Genomic DNA, 10,133 nt, shown 5'->3' with positions numbered 1-10,133 from the left:
GGCCACAAACCAGCGCCGGAAAACCACCTCGCATTTGCCCTTGCCGTCTCTCTCCACGCCCAAAGCCTATAACGCAACGGGCCCAAGTGGGGAGATGGCCGGTAGGCATAAGTGGCCTCCGAAATTGACTGATGAAAGACAGTTTTGGTGTCCGCTGCTGCATGTCCGTTATATGACACGATCTCGGCGATTTCAGCGGAGTTGCCTGACCTCAGCTCACAGCGTCTTGCTGTCGAACTGGCCTTTTTCCTTCATCATTTCGAGGAAGATCCTGGCCTCGGCGTTTCCGTGGCTTGCCGATGTGGAAAACCACTTGGCAGCTTCCGGATAGTTCGGCTTGCCGTCGATGCCGGTGTAATAAAGCTTGCCAAGGTTGAGTTCTGCTTCGACATTTCCCACCTTGGCTGCCTCCAGCAACCAGAATTCGGCGGATTTGTCATCCTTGGCTATCCCTCTGCCGCGGGCATAGGCAACAGCCAGGTACAGTTCAGACGAAACGTCCCCCTGCTTTGCGGCCTTGAGCCACCACGAAACGGCATCGGCGTCGCTCTGGATCAGTCCGGCGCCCGTCCAATATGCAAGGCCGAGGTTCGCCTGCGCATAAGCGTCTCCCTGGCTCGCCGCCTTCAGCCACCAGGACGATGCTTCGGCATCACTTTTGGCAGTGCCCTTGCCCGTAGCATAGGCATAGGCCAGCGCAGACTGCGCCGGGACATTGTCCTGTTCCGCCGCCTTGACCAACCAGGCGAACGACTGGGCGTCGTCCTTGCCGATGCCTTTTCCCAATTCATACGCGTTTGCTAAGGAGTATTGCGCTTCCGGCACACCGGCGACCGCGGCCTTCATCCACCATTCGAAGGCCAGGCGGTCATCCTGACCGACGCCGTGGCCAAGCGAATACAGCGTGCCCAACAGAGACTGGGCATTCGGCTCACCCTTGTCGACCGCCTTTCGCACCCACGTCACGGCGAGCTGATCGTCCTTCTCAACGCCTTCACCGAGATAATAGGACCGACCGATGCAGTAGGCAGCTTCGGTACTGCCGCCATCGGCTGCCTTGCGCCACCAGGAGAGAGCTTGCTCATAGCTTTGCGGAACACCTTGGCCCTGCGCGTACAGGGTGCCGATGGCATAGTAACCATTCGCGTTGCTCTTGTCGGCCGACTGTGTGGCAAATTTTAACGCCAGTTGGTCGTTTCTTTCGACACCTCGGCCATGGGAATAGGCCTGGGCGAGCAAGGATGCCGCATCTGCATTTCCTTGCTCGGCTGCTTTGCCCCACCAGTAGGTCGCCTGCCTGTCATTTTGGGCAATACCCTGGCCACGCCAGTACATTAATCCCAGATTGTACTGTGCGTCAGCATTTCCCATGTCGGCCAGCACGGAGATCTGATGGAATTGCTCGCGATAATCCTTTGCCAGGACAGCCGCTTGAATCTTCTTAATGGCTGACCACTGCACATAGTAATTTCGGCCAGGACCGAGCAGCACAAAAGCCGCCAGCAACACCAGAACGACGGTAAGGACCCCTCGGCGACGCGACGTGGGCGGGCTGTAGACAGGTGTATCCACTTTGGGCGCCCAGTCGTTGTTGCTCACCGTCCCCAATCCATTTGCAGCCACCAGTAATCCATAGCGCAAGCCAGGCTGTTCTGGAATATCCAAAGCATTTGATGTCGCTACTGCGGTGCGCCGGCGAACAGGATTTCGCCATCGCCGCCAGCCGCCGGCCAATCCCTGATGGTGCGATCGTCGCCGCCGGTGAGCAGCGTGCCGTCGGTGGCGAAGGCAACGGCGTAGATCGGGCCGGTGCGGCTGTCGAACATGGCGATCTGGTTTCCAGTGCCGAGATCCCACAGCCGCGCAGTGCCGTCGAGCGAGCCGGAGGCCAAGCGCTTGCCGTCGGCCGACAGCGCCAGCGTATAGACGGTGCCTTCGTGACCCTCGAAGCGGCGCAATTCCCTAAACGTGTCGAGGTCCCAGAGCTTGATCGTGTAGTCGCCGCTGCCGGTGACGACATGATGGCCGTCGGCGGTGAAGACGGCGCCGTAAGTGCCCTGCTCGTGGCCGTGCCAGCTTCGCAATTGCTTGCCGCTTTCGACGTCCCAGAATTTCAGCGTGCCGTCGATGGAGCCGCTCAGCGCGCGCGTGCCGTCGGGCGAGATTGCGACCGTGCTGATCGGCCAGTCATGTCCGGTCATCACATGCAGCACCGATTTGTTGACGAGATCCCAGACGATGACGTTGCCGGTGTCGTGGCCACTGACGGCGCGCTTGCCGTCCGGGCTGATCGCCAGCTTACGCACGCCGCCATTCGCGCCCGACGAGAAGACATGCAGCACCGCGCCGTCGGCAAGCTTTCGCAGCACGATCTCGCCATCGTCGCCGGCGGTCAGCGCGGTTGCGCCGTCGGGCATGAACAGCGCCGTGCGCGCCATGTCCTTGTGTTCGCCAAGGTTGCGGATCAGCCGCTTGCCGGCGATGTCCCAGAGCTTGATCATGTGGTCGGTGCTGGCGCTCATGACGTCGCGGCCATCGGCCGAGACGGCGAGCCAGACGACGGCGTCGCGGTGGCCGTCGGGCTGGGTCGGCAGCGCCGGCGGAGGCGGCGGCAACGGCGCGACGGTTTGCGGTGGCGGTGTCGCCGGAGCGAGTGCGACTTGTGGCGGCCGAGGGGGAGCAGCCGGAGGCGTAGGCTGCGCCGGTTCCGGCGGTTTGGCAGCCTGCTCAGGCGGGGTTGGCTCGGGAGGCGTGGCGAGCGGCGGCGAACTCGGTGGAACCGCCGGCGTCGCCAGGTCCGGTGGGACGCCGGCGATATCCTGGCCCTTCGGCTCGGCTTTGGGCTCCCTCGGGGCGACGACCTCAGCGCCCGGGCCGGCGTCACGCGCCCAAGGGAAGTGGTCGGCCAGCAGCGCCAACACGGCGAGCACCGGCAACATGAGGAAGGCGCGCCGCCAGCCCGGGCGACCCTTGGATTCCATCTCGGCGTCGCGGCCAAAAAGCGGCGTTCCAGCAGGCTGGCTTCGCCGACCCGGCAGCAGTCCGGCCCAGAACAACAGGGCGCCAAGCAGGCAAAGCCCGCCGACGGTCAGGAACACCACCGGTCGCAGCGTGGCTGGGCCGTGCAGCATGTGGTCGATCCCGCTCCAGCTGAAATCTCTGTCGCCGAGCAGCAGATACGCCCGCACCAGACAAGCCAAAGCGGCCGCCAGCAGCGGAAGCGCAAACAGCCTTTCGGCCAACCTGTCCATCGGACTCCCCCTCCGGTGCCGCACCTTGCTCATCATGCGGCCGCCGCAGCGAAACAAATAGCGCAAAACTGCGCCCACGAAAGTGGGCGCGATCACGCAGCCAAATTCACTTCAATTCGACCCATACCGGCGCGTGGTCGCTGGCGCCGTCCTCACCTCTGACATCGCGGTCGATGCCGGCAGCGGTGAGGCGGCGCGCCAGTTTCTTCGACAGCAAGATGTGGTCGAGCCGCAGCCCGGCATCGCGCGGCCAGCGGTTGCGGCGGTAGTCCCAGAATGTGTAGAGCGTTTCCTTCGGATGCTTCTTGCGCAGCGCATCGGTCCAGCCCTGCTCGAGCAGACGCTGGAACGACGCCCGGCTTTCCGGCTGCACCAACGCGTTGTCGTCATAGGAGCGGGTGGCGTAGATGTCGCGCGGCTCGGGCACGATGTTGTAGTCGCCGACCAGCGCCACCGGCAGGCCGGTGTCGAAGAGTTCTGCGGCATGCGCCTCCAGCCTTTCATGCCAGGCCAGCTTGTACTGGAATTTCGGCCCCGGCTGCGGGTTGCCGTTGGGCGCGTAGAGACAGGCGATGACGACGCCCGACACCGCCGCCTCGATGTAGCGGCTCTGCTTGTCGGCGGTATCGCCGGGCAGTTCGTCACGGGTCAGCACCGGCTCGGCTCCTCGCGCCAGTATGGCAACGCCGTTCCAGGTCGGTTCGGCCTTCCACACCGCGCCATAGCCGGCCGCCGCAAGCGCCGTGCGCGGAAACTGCGTGTCGCGCGCCTTCAGCTCCTGCAGGCAGACGACATCGGGCTTGGCTGCCGCCAGCCACGCCAGCAGGTTTTGCAGCCGGCTGTTGACGTTGTTGATATTGAAGGTGGCGATTTTCATTTGGCGATCAGGAAACGATCCGCCCTGTCCACGCCTTCACCGTCCCGGCCAGCGTCTTCAGATGATCGGCGGTCGAAAACCCCGACACGCTCTTGCGCGGCTTCAGGTCGTGGTCGCCATCCTCCAGCCAGATCACCTCGATGGCTTTGGAAAGACCGTAGGTCGCGACCTCTTCTTTCGTGCCGAACTCGTCGCGGGTGCCCTGGAAGATCAGCGTCGGCGTCTTGAGGTCGGCGAGATGTTTTGTCCTGAGTTGCTCGGGCTTGGCCGGCGGATGAAAGGGATAGCCGAGGCAGACGAGGCCCGAAATCTCGCCCTTGGCGAACATCTCGTCGGCGACCATCGAGGCGACGCGCCCGCCCATCGACTTGCCGCCGATGATGAGCGGACCAGCGACGCCCCTCGCCCTCAGATCGGCGATGGCCTTGATGTATTCCGGGTTGACCGTTTCGGCGCGCGGTGGCGGCTTGCGCTGGCCATAGCGGCGGGCCGCCATATAGTGAAATTCGAAGCGCGCGACCTGGAAGCCGGCGGTGGCCAGCGCCTTGGCGGTGGCGGTCATCGAAGGCGAATCCATCGACGCGCCGGCGCCGTGGGCTAGCAAGATGGTGACCGCGGCGGTTTCGTTACCGTCGAAGAGGAAGGCGGTCATGGGGTGCGCTGCCATTGCGCCTCACCCCGCCGTCCGCGCCAGCTGCAGATCGACGAACTGTATCCCCTTTTGCGCAGTGCGCGCCCATTCGCTGTCAGCATCGAGTTCGAGATAGCGCACCCAGTGGCGGCGGGCTTCGGTCAGATTGCCGGCGTCGAACTCCAGCCGGGCAAGGTTGAACACCGGATCGGCGTAGCTCTTGTCGAGCGCGATGGCCTTGACCAGATGCCGGCGCGCCGAGGCGATCTTGCCTTCGTCGCTCATCAGCCCGGCGAGGTTGAACCAGGCCTCGACGAACGCCGGATCGAGCTTGATCGCTCTTGCATAGTCATGCGCCGCGTCGGCCACGCGACCGGCGCCACGCAAGCAATTGGCGCGGTTGAACGCGGCGATGGCGTCGCTCGGATCGATGCTGAGGCAGCGTTGGTAGAGCGCCGCGGCATCGTCGTGCCGGCCCTCCTGTTCCGCGCTTTCAGCCTCGGCGAACAATTCTTCCAGCGTGTCGTCGCCGGCGGCGCTTGCGCTGCCGAGATCGAACAGCAGCTGGCCGTCGAGTTCGCTCTGGCCATCCTCGAGATAGATCTGATCGGGCCGGCCATGCTGCGAGCCGACATTGAGCGATTTGGCGGTGAGCGAAGCGACCGGACCGGAGCGATGCACGGAGCGCGCGATCGCGCCCCAGGATGCACCGCCGGCGACCAGCCCGGCATATTTGCGGGCAAGGATCAGATCGCGGAACGAGTAGGGTTCACAATCGTGCTCGAAGGCGTCGAACAGGCTGAGCAGGTCGAGGTCGGCACCGGACAGTCTGGACTGGTCGACGAGAGACTGCCTGGACAGCGAAGACGCCTCCGGCGCCTTCATCAGACCAAGCAGGCGCAGGAAGCCATTTTCGCTAAGGAGTGTTCGGCCAGCGGAGCCCTCGGCTGCAACCCGGCGCTCGATCTCGGCATCGCCGCCCTTCGCCGTGCCGGCCTTGGCGATCAGCGTTCGGCCGAACACAACATGGCTGGTGCGCCTGGTGACGCCGCGCCGCAACTGGCCGTGCTGACGCTCCACCTCACGGGCCGCGAGCCGCAGCGGAAATGCCGCCAGCGCGCCGATGGCGCCGAAAACGGCGCCCGGGATTATACCGGTCGGCGCCGTCACCCCTTGCTCTTGCCGACGGCCTTGAGCAGATTGGCCTTCAACGGGTTTTCCTTGGCCGCACCCGCCTTACCCTTGGCGGCAGGTTTTTCAGCGTCGTCGGCCTTGCTCTTCGACTTGGCCGGCGGCTTGGCTGATTGCGACAGGCTCGCCTTCAACGCGTCCATGAGGTTGATGACATTGCCACGCTCGGGCGCCGCCGCAATGATCGGCTTATGGCCCTTCAGTTTCTCGCGGATCATCGTCATCAGCGCGATCTCGTAGCGGTCCTCATAATTCTTCGGATCGAAGGTGGTTTCCTTCTGCTTGATCAGCGCTTCGGCCAATTGCAGCATTTCGGGATCCGGCTTGCCAGCCGGGATGTTGCCGAAATATTCAGCCGTGCCGCGCACTTCGTTCGGGTTCCTCAAGGTGCAGACGAACATGCCGTTCTCGCGCGCGCCGATCGTCACCACGCGCTCGCGGCTGGACAGGACAAGGCGGGCGATGGCCAGCTTGCCGGATTTGCGCATGGCCTCGCGCAGCACAGCGAAGGTTTCCTCTGCCATGGCGCCATCCGGCGCCATGTAGTACGGCGCATCCTGATAAATGACGTCGACCTCGTCTTCGTCGACGAAGGCCTCGATGTTCATCGTGTGATTGGATTCGATGCGCACTGCTTCGAGGTCCGCCTCATCGATGATGATGTACTGCTTGTCCTCGTATTCGTAACCCTTGACCAAGTCCGCGCGCTCGACGAGGCCGAGTTCAGGGTCGACCGGCTTCATGTTGATGCGGTTGTGGGTCTTCTTGTGCAATTGGTTGAACGATATGCGCTCGCTGGTCGTCGTTGCCGGATAGAGCCGGACCGGACAGCTGACGAGGCTGAGCTTGAGGTAACCTTTCCAACTTGCCCTGGGCGCCATGATACTCTCCTACGCGGCCACGCACTGACATTTCAGACTGAGCATGATCTTAACCGAAAATCGGTTCCCACGTTTCGGGATCATGCTTACTGCAGCGCTTCGTCCAAAGGACGAATGGTGCTGCGGAAATCCTACACCGGCCCCAAACATACCGGCAAATTCCTGACGAAACCTTCCAGGTGAGCTGGAGGGCACCGACGGAGGATAATTCAAATTGTCCGCATGGTCGATGGACTTGGGGAAGTAAGTCATGCCGGAGGGACAGCACCCCCCTCTGTCCTGCCGGACATCTCCCCCGCAAGTGGGGAGATTGGCAGCTTCAACCTTATCGCTCCTCTTGCAAGGTTTGCGATTGGCGAAAGCAGAGGCGACATCCGATCTCCCCCCTTGCGGGGGAGATGTCCGGCAGGACAGAGGGGGGTGTGCCGGATCGCCAACACCTCCCGATCTACTTCCCCGAAAACAACGGCAAATCTCTTGCGAAATCCTCCATGTCCGCCCACGGATCGCCCGACGTCGCCAACAGCCCCGGCAAGGACGAATAGTTCAGATCCTGCGGCGCATCGATCGTCTCAAGGTCTGCCCAACTCACCGGCGTCGACGCCGGCAGGTTGGTGCGGGCGCGCAGCGAATAAGGCGCCGCGGAGGTGTGGCCGCGCGCGTTGCGGTGATAGTCGATGAAGATGCGGCGCTTGCGGTTTTCCTTGCCCATTGTGGTGGTGAAAGTGTCGGGCGCGGTGGCCGCCAGGTGCGTGGAGATGGCGCTGGTCGCCTGGTGCAGCTTCTTCCAGTTCTGCTTTTGCGTCACCGGCACGGTTATGTGGATGCCGCTGCCGCCGGATGTCTTGGCGAACGGCACCAGGCCGAACCGCTCCAATTCGCCCTTGATGTGGACGGCGGCCTCGACCACCTCGCGCCAGGCGATGCCCTCACCCGGATCCAGATCGAAAACGATCTGGTCGGGCTTGTCGAGGCTCAAGCGATGCGTGCCCCAGGTGTGGAACTCAACGACGCCGAACTGCGCGAGTGCCAGATAGCCTTTTGCTCCCTCGACCGACAGATAGGATTTGGTTTCACCTTCGGAGTTGGTGGCGTCAAAAGTGACCACCGACGGCGGCATGCCGGTGAAGGCGTGGCGCTGGAAGAAACAGTCCTTCGGCAGGCCCGTCGGGCAGCGCACCAGCGACACCGGGCGGCCCATAATGTGCGGCAGCATGAAATCGCCGACCAGCGCGTAATAGACGGCGATGTCGAGTTTGGTCGGTCCGGTCTTGCCGAACAGCCGCCGCTCCGGATTGGTCACCCAGATGGTTGCGAGATCAGCTTCGGCGATCAGCCGCTTGCGCTTCGGCGACACCGGCGTCGACAGGCCGACATCGCGCAAGCCCCGAAACACACCGTGGCGCAGCGAATTGTCCGCCGTTCGGTTGGCGTAGTGGATGCGGGCCGACAGCATCGGCCGCACCCATTTCATCTCGCGCATGATCTCGCGCGGCACACCCTCGGGTGCTGTCGCGCCGTCGCGCAGCGGCTGCAGCCGGGCCAGCAAGTCGCCCGCCGTAGCGGCATCGAAGCCGGTGCCAACCTTGCCGCGATAGTGCAGTTCGCCATCCGCGAATTCAGCCATGCCGAGTGCCGCCAGTCCTTCGGCCGCGTCGGAAACGGTGTAGCCGGCGATGATGAAATCGCCGGTCTCCAGCGCCTTGACCTTGGTCCAGCTCTTCGTGCGGCCGCTCTGGTAGATGGCGTTGGCGCGCTTGGAGACGACGCCTTCCAGCCCAAGGATCGAGGCCTGATCGTACAGCCCCTGTCCGTCGCCTTCGACATGGTCGCTCAGCTGGATGGCGGAGTTGGCGCCCTGTCCGGCTAGCAGTTCGGCGAGCAGGGCCTTGCGCTTTGCGAGCGGCGCCTTGCGGAGGTCCCAGCCGTCGAGATGCAGCAGGTCGAAGGCATAGAAATGGAGCTTGCTGCCCGCACCCGCCGACAGCGCATCCTGGAGCTGCGCGAAACGCGAGATGCCCTTCTCGTCCAGCACCATGATCTCGCCGTCGATGATCGCCTGGCTGAGGGGCAGCCGGGCGAATGCCTGCGGCAGGTCGCCGTAACGCTTCGTCCAGTCGATGCCGCCGCGGGTGATCAGCCTGACCTCGCCATCGGCGATATGCGCCATGGTGCGGTAGCCGTCGAATTTTATTTCGTGCAGCCAGAGTTCACCTGTGTCTTCCACTGGCCCACCCGGTGGCTTCGGCACCTGCGTGGCGAGCTGCGGCTCGATGCGCGACGGCGGATCGCCCCTGGCCGCACCGGGCAGCGCGCCGGGTTTCAGCGCGCCGGGCTTGGGCGGCAGGCGGGCCGGCTTCTTCGGCGGCGCCACCAGCTCCTCGATCCGCTTGCCGGACTTCACGCTTTCCGGCCGCGCTTCCAGGATGTCGAGGCCGGTATCGGCGGCGAGATCGCGCTCCTTGAACAGCAGCCAGTTTTTCTTCTCGCTGTCTTCGCTGGGCTTGGGCTTCAGACGGGTCAGCATCCAGCCGCCATTCAACTTGTCGCCGGCCAGCCGGAACTTGAAGGCGCCGGTGCGCAGGCTCTTGTCGACATCGTCCATCGGTGCCCAGGTGCCGGTGTCCCAGACGATCATCGGCCCACCGCCATATTCGCCTTCGGGAATGACGCCCTCGAAGTCGATATATTCGAGCGGATGGTCCTCGGTCTCGACTGCAAGCCGCTTGTCGGCCGGGTTGAGCGAAGGCCCGCGCGGCACCGCCCAGCTTTTCAGCACGCCGCCGACCTGCAGGCGCAAATCGTAATGGTCGGCGGTGGCGTGATGCTTGTGGACGACGAAGCGGTTGCCGTCGCCTGAAATGAGCCCGCCAGCCGGTTCCGGCGTCTTCGTAAATTCGCGCTTGGCGCGATAGGCCTTGAGTTTTGGCGGGGTTGGCATGGGTCAGGCGGGAGCGGCGGCGGCGGACGAACCTTCCCTGCGCCGCGTTCCTGCACAGTGCTGTCCCGCCAACATTTCAGATTTCCCAGCGTGGTGCGAAGAATGTGGAGATCACGCTCAATCGTCTGAGGCGGGCGTCAGGTCTAGCTCGGCCGGGGACAGCCCTTGTTGGAGCTGGCTCAGCCGGAACTCGTCGACCCAGTAGGCCTCGCCGTCGACCAGCACGCGGGCCGAGTAGACGCCGCCGGAAAAGCTTTGCGCGGTGACGTAGACCTTGTGGCGGTCGAGCGCCTTGCGCACCGCGGCGCGCTTGGAATTCTGGCTGGTGACGGAACTGGCCATGGCTCACTCATACACAAGA

Annotated in this window: 8 protein-coding genes; all 8 read right to left on the bottom strand. The window is 63.8% G+C overall.

All coding sequences use genetic code 11. The features are described from left to right. Positions 1-216: 216 nt before the first annotated feature. The 8 genes from NKI96_RS26155 to NKI96_RS26120 all read right to left on the bottom strand — a co-directional run bounded on the left by NKI96_RS26155 (position 217) and on the right by NKI96_RS26120 (position 10,114). Positions 217-1,599 (bottom strand): SEL1-like repeat protein, encoded by a 1,383-nt coding sequence (locus NKI96_RS26155; RefSeq protein WP_155921579.1) that lies wholly within the window; start codon positions 1,597-1,599, stop codon positions 217-219. Positions 1,600-1,679: 80 nt separating this feature from the next. Continuing rightward, on the bottom strand, positions 1,680-3,251 hold the full coding sequence (locus NKI96_RS26150) for a WD40 repeat domain-containing protein (RefSeq protein ID WP_023824465.1): 1,572 nt from the start codon (positions 3,249-3,251) through the stop codon (positions 1,680-1,682). Between the two features lie 106 nt (positions 3,252-3,357). Then, on the bottom strand, positions 3,358-4,128 hold the full coding sequence (locus NKI96_RS26145; RefSeq protein WP_023821231.1) for an exodeoxyribonuclease III: 771 nt from the start codon (positions 4,126-4,128) through the stop codon (positions 3,358-3,360). A 7-nt stretch (positions 4,129-4,135) separates the two neighbouring features. Then, positions 4,136-4,780 carry an alpha/beta hydrolase family protein gene (locus tag NKI96_RS26140; RefSeq protein WP_023730397.1) on the bottom strand — a complete coding sequence of 215 codons (645 nt, stop codon included), beginning with the start codon at positions 4,778-4,780 and terminating at the stop codon, positions 4,136-4,138. Positions 4,781-4,801: 21 nt separating this feature from the next. After that, a complete protein-coding gene (locus NKI96_RS26135; protein ID WP_023821232.1) occupies positions 4,802-5,929 on the bottom strand; it encodes a tetratricopeptide repeat protein in 1,128 nt (375 codons plus the stop codon). Next, positions 5,926-6,831 carry a non-homologous end joining protein Ku gene (gene ku / locus NKI96_RS26130; protein WP_023685883.1) on the bottom strand — a complete coding sequence of 302 codons (906 nt, stop codon included), beginning with the start codon at positions 6,829-6,831 and terminating at the stop codon, positions 5,926-5,928. Before ku ends, NKI96_RS26135 begins: the two co-directional genes overlap by 4 nt. Before the next feature lie 448 nt (positions 6,832-7,279). Then, entirely contained in the window at positions 7,280-9,772 is a 2,493-nt protein-coding gene (ligD, locus tag NKI96_RS26125) for a DNA ligase D (protein ID WP_352806906.1), read from the bottom strand. 117 nt (positions 9,773-9,889) lie between these two features. Further along, positions 9,890-10,114: a hypothetical protein gene (locus NKI96_RS26120; RefSeq protein ID WP_023673483.1), complete on the bottom strand. Its 225-nt coding sequence runs from the start codon at positions 10,112-10,114 to the stop codon at positions 9,890-9,892. Positions 10,115-10,133 lie beyond the last annotated feature (19 nt).

Source organism: Mesorhizobium sp. M0292 (assembly GCF_040321695.1).
Classification (GTDB): Bacteria; Pseudomonadota; Alphaproteobacteria; order Rhizobiales; family Rhizobiaceae; genus Mesorhizobium.
The sequence above is the reverse complement of the archived record's forward strand: the minus strand, read 5'-3'. Positions and strand labels throughout refer to the sequence as shown.

Bases quoted from the DNA above. Each gene is read 5' to 3' on its own strand.
- NKI96_RS26150 (WP_023824465.1), bottom strand. From the start codon at position 3,251: ATGGACAGGTTGGCCGAAAGGCTGTTTGCGCTTCCGCTGCTGGCGGCC.
- NKI96_RS26145 (WP_023821231.1), bottom strand. From the start codon at position 4,128: ATGAAAATCGCCACCTTCAATATCAACAACGTCAACAGCCGGCTGCAA.
- NKI96_RS26140 (WP_023730397.1), bottom strand. From the start codon at position 4,780: ATGACCGCCTTCCTCTTCGACGGTAACGAAACCGCCGCGGTCACCATC.
- ku (WP_023685883.1), bottom strand. From the start codon at position 6,831: ATGGCGCCCAGGGCAAGTTGGAAAGGTTACCTCAAGCTCAGCCTCGTC.
- ligD (WP_352806906.1), bottom strand. From the start codon at position 9,772: ATGCCAACCCCGCCAAAACTCAAGGCCTATCGCGCCAAGCGCGAATTT.
- NKI96_RS26120 (WP_023673483.1), bottom strand. From the start codon at position 10,114: ATGGCCAGTTCCGTCACCAGCCAGAATTCCAAGCGCGCCGCGGTGCGC.